The 16,764-nt window shown below is 59.1% G+C and carries 16 protein-coding genes and 1 pseudogene; 6 read left to right on the top strand and 11 right to left on the bottom strand.

Annotated elements, in window-relative coordinates; translation table 11 throughout:
• From ACUTJJ_RS16635 to ACUTJJ_RS16610, 6 genes and pseudogenes are all read right to left on the bottom strand, one after another.
• A pseudogene (locus tag ACUTJJ_RS16635) lies at positions 1–598 on the bottom strand (methyl-accepting chemotaxis protein); the annotation flags it as partial.
• Positions 599–1,289: 691 nt separating this feature from the next.
• Positions 1,290–2,204, bottom strand: coding sequence for a homocysteine S-methyltransferase family protein (locus tag ACUTJJ_RS16630; RefSeq protein ID WP_445542827.1), 915 nt, complete (start codon positions 2,202–2,204; stop codon positions 1,290–1,292).
• Positions 2,205–2,224: 20 nt separating this feature from the next.
• Positions 2,225–2,914, bottom strand: a complete 690-nt coding sequence (locus tag ACUTJJ_RS16625) for an ABC transporter permease (RefSeq protein WP_063948274.1) — start codon at positions 2,912–2,914, stop codon at positions 2,225–2,227.
• Between the two features lie 12 nt (positions 2,915–2,926).
• Positions 2,927–3,649: an ABC transporter permease gene (locus ACUTJJ_RS16620; protein ID WP_144577091.1), complete on the bottom strand. Its 723-nt coding sequence runs from the start codon at positions 3,647–3,649 to the stop codon at positions 2,927–2,929.
• Positions 3,650–3,661: 12 nt separating this feature from the next.
• Complete coding sequence (locus ACUTJJ_RS16615) at positions 3,662–4,438, bottom strand: transporter substrate-binding domain-containing protein (RefSeq protein WP_445542826.1); 777 nt, start codon at positions 4,436–4,438, stop codon at positions 3,662–3,664.
• A gap of 39 nt (positions 4,439–4,477) precedes the next feature.
• The gene (locus ACUTJJ_RS16610; protein WP_445542825.1) at positions 4,478–5,257 is read right to left on the bottom strand and encodes an ABC transporter ATP-binding protein; all 780 of its coding nucleotides are present in this window, start codon (positions 5,255–5,257) and stop codon (positions 4,478–4,480) included.
• Between the two features lie 637 nt (positions 5,258–5,894).
• Here ACUTJJ_RS16610 and ACUTJJ_RS16605 point away from each other — a divergent pair.
• The gene (locus ACUTJJ_RS16605) at positions 5,895–6,965 is read left to right on the top strand and encodes a GNAT family N-acetyltransferase (protein ID WP_296069290.1); all 1,071 of its coding nucleotides are present in this window, start codon (positions 5,895–5,897) and stop codon (positions 6,963–6,965) included.
• A 20-nt stretch (positions 6,966–6,985) separates the two neighbouring features.
• Here the strand turns inward: ACUTJJ_RS16605 and uppG are convergent, their stop codons facing one another.
• Positions 6,986–8,065: a polysaccharide biosynthesis glycosyltransferase UppG gene (gene uppG, locus ACUTJJ_RS16600; protein WP_063948312.1), complete on the bottom strand. Its 1,080-nt coding sequence runs from the start codon at positions 8,063–8,065 to the stop codon at positions 6,986–6,988.
• A 2-nt stretch (positions 8,066–8,067) separates the two neighbouring features.
• Entirely contained in the window at positions 8,068–9,135 is a 1,068-nt protein-coding gene (gene uppI / locus ACUTJJ_RS16595) for a polysaccharide biosynthesis UDP-hexose transferase UppI (protein WP_063948270.1), read from the bottom strand.
• Positions 9,136–9,347: 212 nt separating this feature from the next.
• Here uppI and uppH point away from each other — a divergent pair, with 212 nt between their 5' ends.
• Together uppH and uppJ are read left to right on the top strand one after the other, a co-directional pair.
• Positions 9,348–10,259 (top strand): polysaccharide biosynthesis endo-1,4-beta-xylanase UppH, encoded by a 912-nt coding sequence (gene uppH, locus ACUTJJ_RS16590; RefSeq protein WP_445542824.1) that lies wholly within the window; start codon positions 9,348–9,350, stop codon positions 10,257–10,259.
• 8 nt (positions 10,260–10,267) lie between these two features.
• Positions 10,268–11,212 carry a polysaccharide biosynthesis UDP-hexose transferase UppJ gene (uppJ, locus tag ACUTJJ_RS16585; RefSeq protein ID WP_445542823.1) on the top strand — a complete coding sequence of 315 codons (945 nt, stop codon included), beginning with the start codon at positions 10,268–10,270 and terminating at the stop codon, positions 11,210–11,212.
• Between the two features lie 22 nt (positions 11,213–11,234).
• Here the strand turns inward: uppJ and ACUTJJ_RS16580 are convergent, their stop codons facing one another.
• Together ACUTJJ_RS16580 and uppL are read right to left on the bottom strand one after the other, a co-directional pair.
• Positions 11,235–11,483, bottom strand: a complete 249-nt coding sequence (locus ACUTJJ_RS16580; protein WP_209087315.1) for a hypothetical protein — start codon at positions 11,481–11,483, stop codon at positions 11,235–11,237.
• A 186-nt stretch (positions 11,484–11,669) separates the two neighbouring features.
• Entirely contained in the window at positions 11,670–12,470 is an 801-nt protein-coding gene (gene uppL / locus ACUTJJ_RS16575; RefSeq protein ID WP_209089698.1) for a polysaccharide biosynthesis UDP-hexose transferase UppL, read from the bottom strand.
• A 244-nt stretch (positions 12,471–12,714) separates the two neighbouring features.
• Here uppL and ACUTJJ_RS16570 point away from each other — a divergent pair, with 244 nt between their 5' ends.
• Positions 12,715–12,924 (top strand): hypothetical protein, encoded by a 210-nt coding sequence (locus ACUTJJ_RS16570; protein ID WP_063948266.1) that lies wholly within the window; start codon positions 12,715–12,717, stop codon positions 12,922–12,924.
• Between the two features lie 17 nt (positions 12,925–12,941).
• On the opposite strand, the gene uppM is transcribed toward ACUTJJ_RS16570, so the two are convergent.
• Positions 12,942–14,570, bottom strand: coding sequence for a polysaccharide biosynthesis protein UppM (gene uppM, locus ACUTJJ_RS16565; RefSeq protein WP_445542822.1), 1,629 nt, complete (start codon positions 14,568–14,570; stop codon positions 12,942–12,944).
• Positions 14,571–14,840: 270 nt separating this feature from the next.
• On the opposite strand from uppM, the gene uppO reads away from it, so the two are divergent.
• Complete coding sequence (gene uppO / locus ACUTJJ_RS16560; RefSeq protein WP_445542821.1) at positions 14,841–16,256, top strand: polysaccharide biosynthesis phosphomannomutase UppO; 1,416 nt, start codon at positions 14,841–14,843, stop codon at positions 16,254–16,256.
• A gap of 182 nt (positions 16,257–16,438) precedes the next feature.
• Positions 16,439–16,672, top strand: coding sequence for a HepT-like ribonuclease domain-containing protein (locus tag ACUTJJ_RS16555; RefSeq protein WP_445542820.1), 234 nt, complete (start codon positions 16,439–16,441; stop codon positions 16,670–16,672).
• Positions 16,673–16,764 lie beyond the last annotated feature (92 nt).

Genomic DNA, 16,764 nt, shown 5'->3' with positions numbered 1-16,764 from the left:
TGAACGCAATGCCGACGGTCCCCAGCGAGGTGACAATGGTCGAATTGGCATCGACTGACATTTGCTCAGCCTCTGCAGCAATGCCCTTTTCCAGCCTTTCCACCTGCGCCGTAAACGCTGCGGAAGTGGCTTTTATGGCGGCGTCAGCCGTTAAAAGCTGCGCGGCGGCCTCCTGGTTACGATCCGAAAGTCCCAGCTCGACAGCCTTGTCCGTCATTGCCACGATGGCTTTTGATTGGGAAAGGAAGGAGTCCATTTCGGCGGCCTCCTCGGGGAAAATCGACTTAACGGTGTTCAGTCGCTCGAACAGTCGTCCCTTGGCATGCTCATAGGCGTCCTTGGAAACCTTTATCTCCGCTCCCTTGGCGTCATAGGCCATGACCTGGTAGGCGCTGTAGCCCAGCGCGATGAGATTGCGGTTTGCCTGCGCCAGTTTGATGAGAGCGGCATTATCGCTGGTGATGAATTTCGAATTGAGCGTGTCCGCTTCCTTGTAACGGCTGGCCATGAAGGCAACCGCTCCCAGGCCCACAAGGCAAAGTGGCAAGATCAGCGACAGGATTTTGGTGCGGATACTGGCGTTCTTAAAAAATGACACGGGAAGCTCCTGAAATTGACGCCGCTCCTTTCCCGTGCCGGAGGTGTTCAGCAAAAAAATAACATTGCACGTCAGTCGCCTTCGTCATCAAGGCTCCATCAGCCGCGTCATCGGCCCTCGTCGCAACCTGCATCATGCACCTGCCGACAACGGGTGACACCTGCCCCTGAAATTACGGCAGGTTCTCGTTGCGGTAGTCTGGCGGCAGCCCACAGATGAAACGCCAGACTGCGACCTTAAGAAAAAAGACAAACAGTACTTTATAATATTATTTTATTTACTTTACGCCGTAAAAATTATAGTCTAAATATTTACAATTTGTTTATTTCGCATGAAACGCGGCAAACTCGGTTTCCGAAACCGAATAGAGCCTCTCAACATCAGCCCGAAGGGTTTGCGGCGGTTTCGGCAGCTTGCCGCAGGTGCAAAACGACACTTATCCGACCCGAGCAGAGAGCTACGCCTTCAGCAGCATGATGCGATGCTGGGGATATCAGGGATAGTGGCTGGTAATCCGGCCATGACGTCGATGCGCAATCGCAGCGACGCAAACATGATCGTCGCGGACACGATGGACGGCATGACGGCGTTTCAACCATGGTTGAGGCCAATGGTGGTGGACAAAAAGCGGCGAGCCGTCGGCCCGCCGCCATCGTTCCCGATAGCGGCGGCAAAAGCACCGCCAGCTGCGTCAGCCGGCCTTACGCCGCAGCGCTGTCGCAACCGTGTGGATATGGGCAGCACCGATGCCGCAGCAGCCGCCGATCATGGTCGCGCCGGCGTCCGCCCAGGAGCAGGCAAACCGCGAATAGACATCGTCGGTCAGGTCCGCGCGGGTGCCGTGCAGTCCCTCATTGGCGGCGGAATCGCCCTGTTCGCCTTCGAAGGCATTGGCATAAACGCCGATTTCCAGCGTTACGCCCTTGTCTGCGAACACGGCGGAGGCGGTTTCGATGGCGGCTTTCATGATTTCCGGCTTGCTGCAGTTGAACAGCAGGGCGGAAGCACCGGATTGCGCTGCCCATTCGGCGGCATCCTTCACCGTTTCGCCCGACCGTAGCGCGGGTTCGCCACCGGCAACGGCCGCCGCATCGTCGTTCAGCGTGAAGGAAATCCAGAACGGCTTACCCGTTGCGGCAACGGCCTGACGCACCGCTTCGCCCTCGGCGATCAGGCTCAGCGTCTCGCCGAGCCAGACATCGACAGAAGGGGCAAGATTGTCGACCAGCACGTTCAGATAGCCCTGCACCCGCGTGGCATCAAAGTTCTGTGGTTCATAAGAGCCGAAAATCGGCGGCAGCGACCCGGCCACCAGCACATCACGGCCGGAAGCATCCGCCGCCTCTCGCGCCAGCCTGCCGGAAAGGGCGATCAGCGATGCGCCATCTTTCTGAAAGCGCTCCTCGCCGATGTGGAACGGCACCAGCGCGTAGGAGTTGGTGGTGACGACATCGGCACCGGCCTCGATGAATTCCTGGTGCACCTGCCGCACGATATCGGGCGAATTGATCAGCGCCAGCGCCGACCATTCCGGCTGTTTCAACTCAGCGCCAAGCCGCTGTAATTCGCGGCTCATGCCGCCATCGAGGATACGCAAAGTGGCCATGTTCATACTCCTTGAACGATTTACCGCCGGACCGGCACCTGCCGTTCGACAAGGCCGAAACAGCGGGCGATGATGGCGGTGAGAATGAGATAAAAAACGGTGACGACGATCAGCGGCTCATAGACCAGAAGCGTATCCTGCCGCACCTTGTAGGCCACGGCGTAGAGGTCCATCACGGTGACCGTAAAGGCAAGCGGCGTTGCTTTCAGCTGCATCACCACCTCGCCGGCGATGGTCGGCAGCGCGATGCGGATGGCGCGCGGCAGCCAGATGCGGCGAATGAGGGTGAAACGGCCCATGCCGAACGCCCGTCCCGCCTCCAGCTCGCCTTTCGGCACCGCCAGCAGCGCGCCGCGCAGAACCTCGGCTTCATAGGCCGCGTAGTTCAGCGTGAAGCTGACGGCGGCGAAGAAAAACCCCTCGCGCAGCACCGGCCACATGAAACTCTGGCGCAGGCCCGGGATCATCGGCAGCAGCGAGCCGACGCCGTAATAAAGCAGCCAGAGCTGGATCAGCAGCGGCGTGCCGCGAAAGAAGGTGCAATAACCGCGGGCAAGAAGTCTCGTCATCCGACCGCCGCTGACCTGCGCAAAGGCAAGGCCGATGGCCAGCACGAAACCGATGCTGACGGAAATGACGAGCAGTGCCAGCGTCTGCCAGGCACCGGAGAGAAGTAGCGGCCAATATTTGGCGACCCATGAAAAATCCATGCCCTTCGCCCTCTACGCCAAAGCCGGCTGGCCACGCCGCACCCGGCGTTCCAGCAGCGAAAAGACGAGATTGGAGACGAGCGTGATGGCGAGATAAAGGAACGCCGCCGCAAGGAAGAACAGGAAATATTGCTTGGTGCTGGCCCCCGCCAGCCGCGTCGCCAGCGCCAGTTCCTGATAACCGACGACAGCCACCAATGCGCTGTCCTTGGTCACCGCCAGCCAGAGATTGGCAAGGCCCGGCAGGGCATTCGGCAGCAATGCCGGCAGGACCACACGGCGGAAACGCAGGAACGGCGACATGCCAAAGGCGCGCGCCGCCTCGATCTGACCGTTCGGCACGGCAAGAATGGCACCGCGCAGCACCTCGGTCATATAGGCGCCCTGCACGAAACCGAGAACGGCGACGGCGGCCACGAACCCGTTCACCTCCAGCGGCGGCAGCCCCATCAGTTGCAACAGCCGGTTCAAACCATCCGTGCCGGCATAATAAAGCCCGACGATGAGAATGAGTTCGGGAACGGCGCGGATCGCCGTGGTGTAGAGATTGAGCAGCAGGCCAAGCGGCCTGCTGTTCGAGAGCTTGCCGAGGGCACCGGCAAGCCCGATGACGATGCCGATGAGATACGCACCGGCGGAAATGGCAAGTGTTGATGCCGCACCCTTCAAAAGGGTGCCGCCCCATCCCGGAGGATAGGGTGACAAAAGCTGCAGCGTGGTTTCAAGGCTTGCCATTAACGCGACCGATCAAGGCTTGCTGCCGTAGATGTCGAAGCTGAAATACTTCTTGGTGATCTCGTCGTACTTCCCGCTGGCGCGGACGGCGGCGAGAGCGGCGTTCAGCCTGGTCTTCAGCTCCGTATCGTCCTTGCGCAGGCCACCGGAGACGCCAAGACCGAGGATTTCCGGGTCGTCGGCGACATCGCCCATATCGGCGCAGCAATCCTTGCCGGCGTCGCTTTTGACGAAAGCATCCAGGACGATGGAATCACCGAAGACGTAATCGATGCGGCCGGCTGCCAGATCCTGGAAGGCCTCATCCAGCGTCTGGTATGTCTTTTCCTCAGCGACATCAGCGAAATATTTCTTGTAATATTCGGACTGGATGGTCGCCACCTGAATACCGATGGTCTTGCCCTTGACGTCTTCCGCCGCCGCGCCCGGCTTTTCGCCCTTGGCGCCGATCAGCTTGCTCGGCGTCTTGTAATATCTGTCGGTGAAATCGATCACCTTCTGGCGCTCTTCCGTGTTCGACATGGACGACCAGATGACATCGAACTTCTTGGTCTGCAAGGCGGGGATGAGACCATCCCAGGACAGCTCGACGATCGAGCATTTTTCCTTCATTTCCGCGCAGACGGCGTCCAGGAGATCGATTTCCCAACCCTGCCACTTGCCCGTAGCGTCCTTGGCGAAGAAAGGCGGGTAGGATTCGTTCATGATGCCGAAGCGGACATCTGCGCTGGCGGTGAAGGCGGAAACCGCAAATGCCGTTCCGGCAAGCAGCGTTGCGAAAAATTTCATTCAAATCTCTCCTGTTAAATTTTGGCCGTCTGGCATGGATCAGTTGGTAAAAGCACCGGTAAATTCACGACAGCGGGCGCTTATGGGGTTCCCGAACACCTGTGATGGAGGCCCCTCTTCTTCCACTCGGCCCTGATGCAGGAACATGACCTTGGAGGACACGTCCCGCGCAAAACGCATCTCATGAGTAACGAGCAGCATGGTGCGGCCTTCGTCGGCCAGATCGCGGATAACCTTCAGCACCTCGCCCACCAGTTCCGGATCAAGCGCCGAGGTCGGTTCGTCGAACAGCATCACCGCCGGCTCCATGCAGAGCGCACGCGCAATGGCAGCGCGCTGTTGCTGGCCACCGGAAAGAAAGGCGGGGTAAGCGTTCTTCTTGTCGTAAAGGCCGACCTTATTCAGCAGGGCCTCGGCCTTTTCGACCGCTTCATGCCGCCTCACGCCGAGAACATGAACGGGCGCCTCAATGACATTTTCAAGAACCGTGCGATGGGCCCAGAGATTGAAATTCTGGAATACCATACCAAGCCCGGTGCGCAGTTTTTCCACCTGTCGCCAGCGTTTCGGCACGACCTTGCCGTCGCGGCCAGCCTTCGTGGCGATCTCCTCGCCATTGACGATGACGCGGCCGCGATCCGGTGTTTCGAGAAAATTGATGCAGCGCAGGAAAGTGCTCTTGCCGGAACCGGACGAGCCGATGATCGATATGACATCGCCCTTATGGGCTTTCAGCGAAACGCCCTTCAAAACTTCATGCGTGCCGAAGCTCTTGTGGATGTCATCCGCTTCGAGCGCGCAGGCGCCTGTATCTGCCATCGATTGACCTTACCGATCCGTTTCTTACAATACCGCCTCAGCTACCGGCGCAACGCATGTGCGCCATGACAAAGACGAGAGCCGCGCATGTTTAGCGAAATATCGGAGAGACGCGCGCAACAATCGGCTCTTTTACATATTTGCCGCGAAAAATCATTTCAAAATATCACTGTCGCCGACGGCCGGGGCAGACGCCCTGCCCGTCAACGCCGGAAGCATCGCACTTTGTCTGTGCACCTCCCGTAACAAACTGCCGGCGCGAACGAAAAACAGGCTCGACTCTTTGCCGACTTACTTCGGATTTCAAAGCGTTTTGGCAAAATCACCCGGACCTATTTCATCCAAAGGTTGCTTATCCAAGTATGTTTTGTTAATCTTTAAATAATTCAAGGAAAAGCAGCTCAGATAATTGATATACTTCATTTTGTTCTCCACGCGTCATCCGCAGCTCAACCGAATTGCAGGTTTTATATTTATATTAATAAATTCAAATATACGCTGCCGGAGGTTGATTTCGCCATTGCGCACAAGCGGGAGATAGGCGGTGGACGTTAAGATACACGCCGACACGGACGATGGCGACGTCAGTCAGCCGACAAAAATCCTGCCTCAGCCAGGTGTCCCCGGCGTGCGCCCCATGCGCCGGGAAGACTTGCCCGCCGTTCATGCCGTCCTCAACAACGCGTTCAGGAAAACCGCAGATAAAGGCAACTTCGATTTACGCGCCTATATAGAAAAGCTGTTTTTCGGTAGCCCGGCCTTCAGCCCTGACAATGGAAGCGTCGTCTATGATGCCGGCGAAAACGGTATCACGAGCGTCATCCTCGCCGTGCCCATGCGTTTCGTCGTGAATGGAAAAACAATCACGGCACGGCTGCTCTGCGCCTTCGCATCGGACGGAAAGAAAGGGGCATTCGGGGCAGCACGCCTGTCGCGCGGCATGCGGGCCTCCAGGCACGACATGCTGTTTTCCGATACGGCCTCACCCGTCAGCGCCGATCATTGGGTGGCGATCGGCGGCAATATGTTGCCGATCGAAAGCCTGCAATGGCACAAGGCGCTGAAACCCTTCTGCACGATCGCGCTCCGTATGCCGCGCCGTTCGAAACTGGCCAAAACCACCCTCGCCCTCGCGGCTCTCGGTTTTGTGGACCGGCTGCTGCGAAGATGGAAAAAGGGACTGGTTCCCCAGCCGGCGCCCGGCGCCACCGTGAAGGCCATCGACGACGAAACCTTCCGCCGCCAGGCGCTCGTCATGATCGAGCGCTTTTCCATCCGCCCGGAATGGTCGCACGAGGAGTTCCACTGGCTGATGGAGATGAGCAGGGCCAATGAGAGCCTCGGCCAACTGAAGGCCCTCACCATCGAGAATGCCGAAGGCCATCCCTTGGGTGCGGCGCTGTTTTTCGGACAGCCGGGACGAACGGCCTATGTGCTTAATCTCGTCTGTGAGGCCGGTCGCGAAAACGATGTGCTCAACACGCTGTTTCACCACTTGGATAAAGAAAACTACGCCCATGTCACCGGCATGGCGCAGCCGTTCCTTATCAACGCGCTTTACCGCCAGAACCACATGAGTTTCCGTCATGATGGCTATTTCTGCATGGCGACGCGGGATGACGGGCTGAGGTCAAAAGCGCTGGCCGGCGATATCTACATCGGTGGGCTGTGCTCGGAAAGCTGGAGCAAGCTTAGTACCGATTATTGAGGCGACATGGCGTCACGCTTTCATGCCTTGCCAAATCGTCCGGCATTGGCAGAAATCAGGTGACGTAGCGCTTTCGCATAGCGTTTTGAGCGCGTCTTGGCTGCCAGAGCGCTTCCCCAGTCCACCATCGACCCGTTGATATCGAAATCGCCAAGCTGTCCCTCGGGAATGTCGCCCTTTTCGATGCGCTCGACGATCGAGGGCAGCGCCGCGTAAAATTCGGGCGAACGATAGGGCGGATGCAGCGAATACATGCCCTTGCCCGTGCCGAGAAAATCAAGGCGGTGCACGCCGACACGCATCATGTTGGTGCTCAGCACTTCCTCGGCCGGCATGGAAACCGGCTGCTGGTTATAGGCATAGGATCGGATGCGCCGTTTAACGTCGGGCCGCAACAGCTCCAGCGAGCCGATCCGTTTTGAAAAGCGGTCCATATCGATCATGAAAAGCCGCGTGGAGACGGTGGCAAAACGCCAGGTGGGAATGCGTGACGGCAGCTTGCGCGGCGCAGGGATATTCTTCACGCCGGGCATGCCGACATGGCGGGCGACATCCAGATCGCCGCGCACTGTCGGTGGTCCGGAAAACGGCGTGATGCACAGCGCATCCGGATTGGCCTTCTGTAGTGCGACCGCCTCGCTGAACCAGCTCTGGCTACCGCCTCCAAACATCATGTCGCTGTCCATATGCAGCACGTAACGGGCATTGGCGCGTTTCAGGCCATGGAAATAGACATGGAAGGGCCCGCCGTCGAAAGCCTTGGCGGGATACGGAATGGGGGAGCGCGAAAAGAAGGTCTGCGTCACCGCGCCACGCGCCGCCTCGCTGTAATCGACGATATCGACATGGAGATGCGGATAATTGATCTGCATTTCGTCCAGCATGTCGAAGAGGCGTTGACGCGCGGAATCGAAACCATTGCCCTTGTATCGGCCGGCGCCCACCTGACCCGTATCGACCGTCAGCAGAATACGGTCCACCTGCCCGCCCCACACCCGCAGCTGATGCGGGAGCGTCAGCGCCGCATGGGGAGCATCGAAGGGGTGGAGATTGATCTGCAGTGCCTTTTGAACGGGAGGAAGCGGCATGTCAGCATTCATCGTCATGCACCACGGTTCCGGAACTCATTGATAACGGCCATCATGGGTTTTTCGTTGAAACTCCAGTCGAGCGGCAGCGGCCGGTTGGCGGTGCCGTCCCGGCGCGGATAGGCCCAGCGGATCCAGCTGTATTGATCAGAAATGCCCCATGTGGTGATGGAGGAAAGCGGCCCGCCTGCCGAGGCCGCCTCCAGAAACTCGCGGACCTGGCCGGTGATCAGCATATCCCGCTCGGCTTCCGGCGTCGGCAGCGTCTGGTCCATCACGTCGAGTTCGGTCACGAGGACGGCAAGGCCGTAGCCACGCATTTCGGTCGTGAAGGCCGCCAGCTCGTCTTTGGCGATCGGCCAGCCGCCACGCAGGTGCCCCTGCAGGCCGACAGCATTGATCGGCGCGCCTTTTTCGAGCAGCTCGAGAATGAGATTTCGGAAGGCAGCGCGTTTGGCCGGCGATTTCTCGGCGGCAAATTCCACATCATATTCGTTGAGCACGAGCTGCGCCTTCGGATCGACCGCATGAGCGATGTCGAACGCTTTCTTGATGGCGTCCGGCCCGGCGCCGTAATACCAGGCGTCGCGCCGCGCGCGCACATTGGCGGGAACGTCAGGGATCGGTTCGTTCACCACATCCCAGCTGCGGATGACGTCCTTATATCGCTCCATCACGGTAACGATATGTGTCTCCATCAACTTCTCCACCTTACTGCCGCCAACGGTGGCGAGCCACGGGGCATTGGAAGCGTACCAGATCAGGGGATGGCCATGCATGGAAAGCTTGTGCTGCCGCGCGAAATTGGCGAGCGCATCCGCAGCGGCGAAGTCGAAGACCTCAGCCGAAGGCCGCATGACCTCCCATTTCATTTCGGTGACGGGGGTGATGCGCGAGCAATATTTGACGACCGCCTCACCGATGCGGCTGTCCGCATTGAGGTCGGGGAGATAGACGGCCGCGCCATAGGGAGCAGTTTTGATCGTGGCCTTTTTCTGCGCCGCAAATGCCGGGCCTTCGACAGCATGCAACAAACCGGCGCATGCCGCACCGCCCAAAAAGTTCCGCCGCCCGATCCGCATTCACCCACCTCCTCAATCCCCGGCGCATGGACATTCGACCGACGCACCGCACTTTCATTCCCAAAACATAACATTCCAACCATGCCAAAGGGATATTAAAGATTTGCAAGGTTAACTGACGTTCTCCCACGTCATAATTGGTGAGATCCGCTTAAGGCCGTAGTAACTTCACTGTGAGATTGCTTGGTCTGTCCTGATGGAGTTGAAAAAGCGTGACTTCCGTTTCGATTGTCATTCCCGTTCGCAATGGCGAGCGCTACATCTTGGAAGCGATCGACAGCGTGTTGGTGCAGGGCGAGATCATCCGCGAGGTGCTCGTTGTCGATGACGGCTCCACCGATGCCACCGCGAAAAAAGTGGAAGGTTTTTCTGACCCCCGCGTGAAATTGCTGGCACGCCCGCAGGGCAGACAGGGTGTTTCCGCCGTCCGTAATTTCGGCCTGTCGCAGGCGCGCGGCGAATGGACCATGTTTCTCGATGCCGACGACCGTCTGCGGCCCGGCGCTGTAAATACCTTATCCGCCGGCACGTCGCCCCCGGATGTCGTCGCCGTCTATGGCGACTATGAGCGCATCGATGAACGCGGCCAAAAGATCGGACGGCGCAACCTCATCCGCCGAAGGGAAAAGCCTGACGGTTTCATTCTGGAGACCTTGCTCGGTGGAAACTTCATCGTCAATGGCGGCATCATGCTGGTCAGAACCCGGGTTTTCCAGGACTTTGGCGGCTTTGACGAGTCGCTCCGGTATGCAGAAGACTGGTATGGCTGGTGCCGTCTCGCCGCCGCAGGCCGCTTCGTCTATCTGCCGGGCTGCCATGTTCTCGATTACCGGGTGCACGCAACGAGCGTGATGATGAACAGGCTTCTGACCTTCCGCGATTGCGAACCGGCAATAGAAGCCGTGTTTTCCGATCCCGCGATCATCGCTGCCGTTTCGCCGCCGGAGCTGCGCCGCCTCCGCCACCGCTCTGAAAATCACATGAATGCCTATACGGTGGCGCAGGCATTTCGCGCCCGCCGCCACCGGGAGGCCCTCTCGGCGCTGGCCGATACCTTCCTCCACCGCCCGCGCCAGAGCTTCAGGGCCATTGCTTTGTCCGCCGCAGCACTTGCCGGCATTTAGGAGTCTTCATGTCCGAGATCATGCCGGAAGCGGTGGTCTGCATTCCAAGTTTCCGCCGGCCGGATGGCCTGAGAAAGACGCTCTCGTCGCTTGCAGCCCAGAAGGTCGATTTTCCCTTCGCCGTCGTGATCGTGGATAATGATGGCGCAGGCCAACAGGGGCTCGCCGTCGCACGTAGTTTCCTTGCGCAAAGCGGTATGGCGGGGCAGGCCCTGGTCGAACCAACGCAGGGCAATTGTTACGCCATCAACACGGCCTTCCGCACCGCCCGGCAGAGCTACCCTTCGGCCGCATGGTTCCTGATGATCGATGACGACGAGGCCGCCTCCCCGCAGTGGCTTGCCGAAATGGTGGCGGCGGCGAAATCCTTCGGCGTCGATATCGTCGGCGGACCCGTCAACCGCGAATTCGACGCACCGGCAACGAAGGCCGTACTGGCGCACCCGCTGTTCGGCTCCATCGAAGCCCGGACCGGCCCCGTCGAGCAAATCCATGGTTCCGGCAATTGCCTCATCTCGCGGCGGGTATTCGAAACCCTGCCGAAACCCGAATTCGACGTGCAGTTCAACTTCCTCGGCGGCGGCGACATGGACTTCTTCACCCGCTGCCGCAAGGCGGGTTTTAAATTTGCCTGGAACGCTAAGGCCGTCATCATCGAATATGTTCCGGAAAGCCGGATGGCGCCGCGCTGGATCATGGAGCGCTCGCTCCGCACCGGCATCATCAATTACAGCATCGACCGCGCCCGCCGCCCCGGCCTCAAAGGCGGCCTGCTGCTTGCCGGCAAAAATCTCGTCAGCCTCTGCTTGTCGGTGGTGCGCGCCGTCTCCGCGGCTGTGAAGACCGGTGCCCTGTTGCCAGCCACCCACCCACCATTGATGTCCATCGGCCGGGTGCTGGCCAGCCTCGGCATCACGCTCACCCCCTATAAAGCGCCGGCGAAGAGGGGCTGAGACCCGGGCCACCCGTCATCGGTCAGCCCGAAGTCTTTTGCCTGCCAAACGACATCGGGTTCATGCGCCGCTTCTGAAGACCGAGCGACGAAAAGGCCGTTGCCACGATGAGGAGCGGCACGAGCACCGGCCAGAAGAAACAAAGGATAATGCCGGCCACGCGATAAAAGTCCCAGTTCTTGTCGCGACGGACGCCTTCGATATAGGTCATGACGAGGGAGGTAACGGTGCCAATTCCATATATGAATAGCGCAATGGACGTAATCACCATCGTTGTCCTCGATATCCAGCATTCGAATAAATTTGTAGTATTTGGGCAGTGTAGCGCAGACGGGTGCAGTTGCAACGGGTTTCCGCGGTAAAATACATCCCGCTCAATATGTTAGAGAGGTCTCATATTTATTGTGCGACGCAGGAAGAAGTGCTTGATTGCAACACAGCGGCTCGCCGGAATGCTTCAGCGAGTTCGGCCTGAAGCAACAAAGCGATGTCTAAGCAACGAATAAATCGCAATCGGGTTGGTCAGCAGATAACGCTTGCCTAAACGTTTCGGCTCCAGCATGGCCCGGTAGAGCCATTCCAGCCCCATATCCTGCATCCATTGCGGCGCCCGGCTGTTCCTGCCGGCGAGAAAGTCGAAGAGGCCGCCGCAGGTCTTGATAACGGCGACGCTGGAAAGCCTGTCGAGATTGCGCGAAACGAAGCGCTGCTCCAGCGGAATGCCGAATCCCACCCAGAGAATATCCGTCTTCGATGCGACGATGTCCGCAAGGATAGCGTCTTCCTCTGTCCGGCTGAAGTAACCGTTGCGCCGTCCAGAAAAGATGAGGCGCGGATAGAGCTTCTGCATTTCCTCGACGGCCGCCCGGTTCACCTCTTCGGAACCGCCAAGGAAATAGAACCGGCTGCCAGTCTCTTCGGCGCGCTTTGCCACTGCATGCACCAGATCGGTCGTCGCAACCCGTTCTCTCAACGCCTTGCTGCAGAATTTGCGGGAAAAGATCACCAGCGACATGCCGTCGGCGTGTATCTGGTCCGCCTGTTGCATCATGGCGTCGAACTCAGGGTCATGATGACAGAGCGCGATGACCTGACCGTTTGCCGACGTGGAATAGAAAGGTCTTGCGCCGGGGGCGCGCTCCCGCGTCGCCCGGTAAATGAAGTCCCGCGCGGTTTCATCGATCGTCACATCAGCAATGGGCAGTGCCGCAAGAGGGATAACCGGCCAGCCCTGGCCGCTCTCCTCCGTCTGCGGCATCTCTCTCCCTGTCATGATCTGTCCGGCGTCCAAGATAGGCATCGTTTCATTGTTATGGTCACCCTTATCCATAGGGTATAAGGCTTCAGACACTACGAAGAACTATCATTAATATTTTCATAAGCGGCCGTTTGAAGCGCCAATTTATTCCCCTGAAGGTTGCGCACATCATGACCCTGCTATTCCGGTTTTGCGGATGATGGGGTAAGGGACGCGGACATCAAACCAAGGAAGGGCTTCGGCCATGGAAACAATCTCGATCGACAATCGCGGCGATTTCGGCCTCTGGGCGATAGAGCGGGCGAAAGAAATCGTGGCCAACGAGGCCTCCGATCTGGCGATTTCAGTGCGCGATGGCGACGAGGCTGGCATCCGCGATGCCGGCAATGCGCTGGGCGCGGCCATCGCCGCCGCGCTGCTCGAAGTATATGACGGGCTGATCGCCGACGAATAGTTCTGGAGAAACGGCCTTCAGGCCGGGCGCATCGCGACGTCCACATGATCCTCCCGGCGCAGAAAACGCCAGAGGCCAAGCGCCACGGCAATCGCAAGACCGAGGAACAGGCCGCCCGCACCGCCGGCAATCAGGAAGGTCAACTTGCCGGGCGGCCAGCTTCTGGAATTGGGCGCGACCGGCTGCGAAATGACCCGAACGTTGGTGGAATCGATGGATTGCTGTTCGGCGAGTTGACGCGAACGGGTAAGGTATGTCTCGTAAATCGCGGCCGCCGAGCGGGCGTCACGCTCGAGATCACGCAGCCGGACCTGCGCCTCATTATCGGTAAAGACGTTGGCGCGTTCCGCCACGGCCTTTAATCGCAGGGCATCGAGCGAAGAGCGTGCTTCCGCGACGCTGATCTTGGCAGCCTGCAAAATACGCCGCGCCTCATCCGCCATGCCGCGTTCCAGCATGGCCCGTTCCGCACCCGCCGTGGCAAGTCGCGGATGGCGTGCGCCATAGGTCAGCGTCATCGCGCCGATCTGCTGTTGCAGCGTGCTATATTGCGCGCGGATCGTATTCATCGTCTGGCTGTCGAAGATCGCGTCGCTCTGGCTGCGGTTCTGCGCAATCGCCGCCTCCATCTGCTTCAGGCGCGATTCTTCCTGGATGACACGCTGCTGGGCGGCAAGCACCTGCGCGTTCAGTTCGCCCGAGGCAAGATTGCTGACGAGCTGGCCGTTATTCTCCTGGAGACCGTTCTCACGGCGGAAATCCGCCACCCGTTTTTCAGCAGCGGTCACGTTCTCGCGCATTTCTTCCAGCCGCTTTTTCAGATCGTCGACAACACGCTGGCTGCTATCTGAGGTCGTCTGGAAAAGCTCGTTTTCGAAGGCCTTGACGATGGCCTTGGAGACCATCACGGATTTATCCGCATCATTGGTCCAGACCGAAAGCGTCACGACGAAGGAACGCGGGTCGCGCTCGGCCGCCACGCGGTCGCCCAGCGACCGCAGCGCCCCGACGCGGTTGTCACCATCCTCTGGCTTTGACGAAAACAGCGCTTTGAACCGGGCAAGCGGCGCAGGTTCGGTGAACTCAGGATCCTGATCGAGCTTCAGCTCGTCAACCACCCGGGCCAGCACGTTGCGCGACGTGATGGTGCGCAGCTTGCTTTCAACTTCGAGGATTTGCGTGTCGCGCTGCTGGTTTGGCGAAAACACCCCGTCATTGACGACATTGAGGTTGGACGGATTAACGACGATATCCGTATAGGCCTTGTAACGCGGCGGCGTCATGGAAGCGTAAGTGAGTGCACCCGCAACGCAAAGAATGATCGCCAGCACGATCCAGACGATCCCGCGGCGCAGCCAGTCGAAAACATCGGCTACCCCGATCCTGTCGAGATATTTTAGCCCGGGAAGAAAACCATCGACACCGCCGCTCGAAGGGATCGCGCGTGGCGGCGCAGCGGCCTCAACCGGCTGGGCAGCGGTCATCGTCGGCCTGGGCTCGAGATGCTCCTTCAACACGGTACGTTCAAAAATCTCGTCCTCGTCAACGAGATCATCAAGCAGGGAACCGTGGGGTCTGGCCGCGGGCGTCGCTTTGTCATCGAGCGGACGTGCCTGCTTATGTCCCGCCTTTTGAAGCCTGTACATCAGCCAATCCAACTCGAACGAACCACAAAAAAGGCCGGTAACAGGTGATCATCACCGTCGCCGAAGCCGCTATTCACGCGCAAGTCTAGATATGACGGGTGAATTTTAAGTTACCCGCATATTGCCTGGCTATCATCGCCTATTTACAGCGGGCATGAAAGGGACGATTGACCGGTATGATCGATCCGGATGGATCGATAGGTTCTTTCGGGCGTTATCTTTTTCCAGTATCCATTTGACCCCTAATGATTTTGTGAAACGGAGTTTGGCATGAGCCTGAAATTTGGAACGAGCGGCCTTCGGGGTCTCTCTGTCGATCTGAAAGGAAAAGCCTCGGCCGTCTATGCGACGGCATTTGCAAGGCACCTTCTCACATCGGGCCAGACAAAGGCGGGTGATCCCATTCTCGTTGGCCGCGACTTCCGCGATTCGAGCCCTGATGTTTCCGCCACCTGCATTGCCGCTTTGAAAAAAGCCGGTCTGACGCCGCTTGACTGCGGCACCGTGCCGACGCCGGCGCTTGCACTTTACGGCCTCTCGCTGAAAGCGGGGGCGCTGATGATAACCGGCTCGCACATCCCGGCAGACCGCAACGGTATCAAATTCTATCGCCCCGATGGCGAAATCGACAAGCAGGACGAAACCGCGATCGCCGCTCTCGCCGCCGAAATCGAGGCGGAAGGCATCAGCGACGAGGCGGCGACCGCCGAAGACCATTCCGCCATCGCAGCGGAACTTTTCTACGAGCGCAATATCGCGCTGCTGCCGGAAAAGGCGCTTTCCGGGCTCAGGATCGGCGTCTACCAGCATAGCACCGTGGCACGCGATCTTTTCGTCGACGTCCTCGCCCATTATGGCGCTGACGTCGTGGCGCTCGGTCGATCCGACACCTTCATCCCCGTGGATACCGAGGCCGTCTCGCCGGAAACGCTCTCGCTTCTCAAAAAATGGTCGCCCGAGCACAGGCTCGACGCCATCGTTTCCGCCGACGGTGATGGCGACCGTCCGCTGCTTGCCGATGAAAAGGGCTTGCCGCTGCGCGGCGACCTGATCGGCCTGATTACCGCCAATTTCCTCGATGCCGGCGTCGTCGTCACGCCTGTCACCTCCAACTCCGGTATCGAGGCAAACGGCCGGTTCGAAGTGGTCCGCACCAAGGTCGGCTCCCCCTTCGTCATCGCGGGCATGGCTGAAGCGCTTGCGTCAGGTAAAACGGGCGTGATGGGTTTCGAGGCCAATGGCGGCCTGCTGACGGCCTCCAGCTTCACCTTGAATGGCAACCCGCTGGCGCCGCTGCCGACGCGTGACAGCTTCCTACCGGTTCTCGCCGTGCTGCATCTTTCCGCCGTAGAGAAAAAACCGCTGTCGCATATCGCAGCCGCCTATAACCTGCCCGTCGCCGCCGCCGACCGGCTGGAAAATTTCGCCCAGGAAAAAAGCGCGGCGCTGATGACGCATCTGCGCGCCTCGCGCACCAATCTCGACACGTTCCTCGCCCCGGTCGGCACGGTGAAGGGCCTCAGCGACATCGACGGCCTACGCGTGTCATTGACCGACGGCAGCACCATCCACTTCCGCCCTTCCGGCAACGCGCCCGAGATGCGCTGTTACGTCGAAGCCGCCAACCAGGATGAAGCTGAAACGCTTCTGAGCAAGGGGCTGGAGCTCATTCGAAATTTCGGGTGAGAGTGGAAGCCGCAGGCGCGATGGTAAAAGCTGCGCGCATGAAGAGAACGGACGCGATTAGATGGTAAGCAAAGTCGATCCAATCGCGCCGACGTCATCCTCGGGCTTGGCCCGAGGATCTGCAAACGTTGGTTTTATTCGACCTGATTAGACCCTCGGGACAAGCCCGAGGATGACGTTGAGTGAATTCCACCCTTCGCCACCGACTTCAACGGGATTGCAGCCTGTCCAAAAATTTAAACCGGATAACGGTGCACACGGTGCCGGATGTGCCCTGGATTGGAATCGGCAATATTCTGCGCCATGAATACCACAGAATAGCGGATGACGTTGTTTGGGCAGTCGTCACGGAACATGTGGCGCCGCTCAGAAACGCTGTTGAAGCTATTCAACGATCCGTCGCAAGTGAAAACTGAGGACCTCATCAACGCACTGTCCCTAATGTCGCACCCTGTCATTGCCCTGTTGCCCTTGCCGTCCGGCGGAGCGATAAGGTCCTGGTGGCGAC

It is taken from the genome of Agrobacterium sp. DKPNP3, from assembly GCF_052686535.1.
The sequence above is the reverse complement of the archived record's forward strand: the minus strand, read 5'-3'. Positions and strand labels throughout refer to the sequence as shown.

Coding starts and splice junctions, on each gene's coding strand:
- ACUTJJ_RS16630 (WP_445542827.1), bottom strand. CDS start 2,204: ATGGCCACTTTGCGTATCCTCGATGGCGGCATGAGCCGCGAATTACAG.
- ACUTJJ_RS16625 (WP_063948274.1), bottom strand. CDS start 2,914: ATGGATTTTTCATGGGTCGCCAAATATTGGCCGCTACTTCTCTCCGGT.
- ACUTJJ_RS16620 (WP_144577091.1), bottom strand. CDS start 3,649: ATGGCAAGCCTTGAAACCACGCTGCAGCTTTTGTCACCCTATCCTCCG.
- ACUTJJ_RS16615 (WP_445542826.1), bottom strand. CDS start 4,438: ATGAAATTTTTCGCAACGCTGCTTGCCGGAACGGCATTTGCGGTTTCC.
- ACUTJJ_RS16610 (WP_445542825.1), bottom strand. CDS start 5,257: ATGGCAGATACAGGCGCCTGCGCGCTCGAAGCGGATGACATCCACAAG.
- ACUTJJ_RS16605 (WP_296069290.1), top strand. CDS start 5,895: ATGCGCCGGGAAGACTTGCCCGCCGTTCATGCCGTCCTCAACAACGCG.
- uppG (WP_063948312.1), bottom strand. CDS start 8,065: ATGAATGCTGACATGCCGCTTCCTCCCGTTCAAAAGGCACTGCAGATC.
- uppI (WP_063948270.1), bottom strand. CDS start 9,135: ATGCGGATCGGGCGGCGGAACTTTTTGGGCGGTGCGGCATGCGCCGGT.
- uppJ (WP_445542823.1), top strand. CDS start 10,268: ATGTCCGAGATCATGCCGGAAGCGGTGGTCTGCATTCCAAGTTTCCGC.
- ACUTJJ_RS16580 (WP_209087315.1), bottom strand. CDS start 11,483: ATGGTGATTACGTCCATTGCGCTATTCATATATGGAATTGGCACCGTT.
- uppL (WP_209089698.1), bottom strand. CDS start 12,470: ATGCCGCAGACGGAGGAGAGCGGCCAGGGCTGGCCGGTTATCCCTCTT.
- ACUTJJ_RS16570 (WP_063948266.1), top strand. CDS start 12,715: ATGGAAACAATCTCGATCGACAATCGCGGCGATTTCGGCCTCTGGGCG.
- uppM (WP_445542822.1), bottom strand. CDS start 14,570: ATGTACAGGCTTCAAAAGGCGGGACATAAGCAGGCACGTCCGCTCGAT.
- uppO (WP_445542821.1), top strand. CDS start 14,841: ATGAGCCTGAAATTTGGAACGAGCGGCCTTCGGGGTCTCTCTGTCGAT.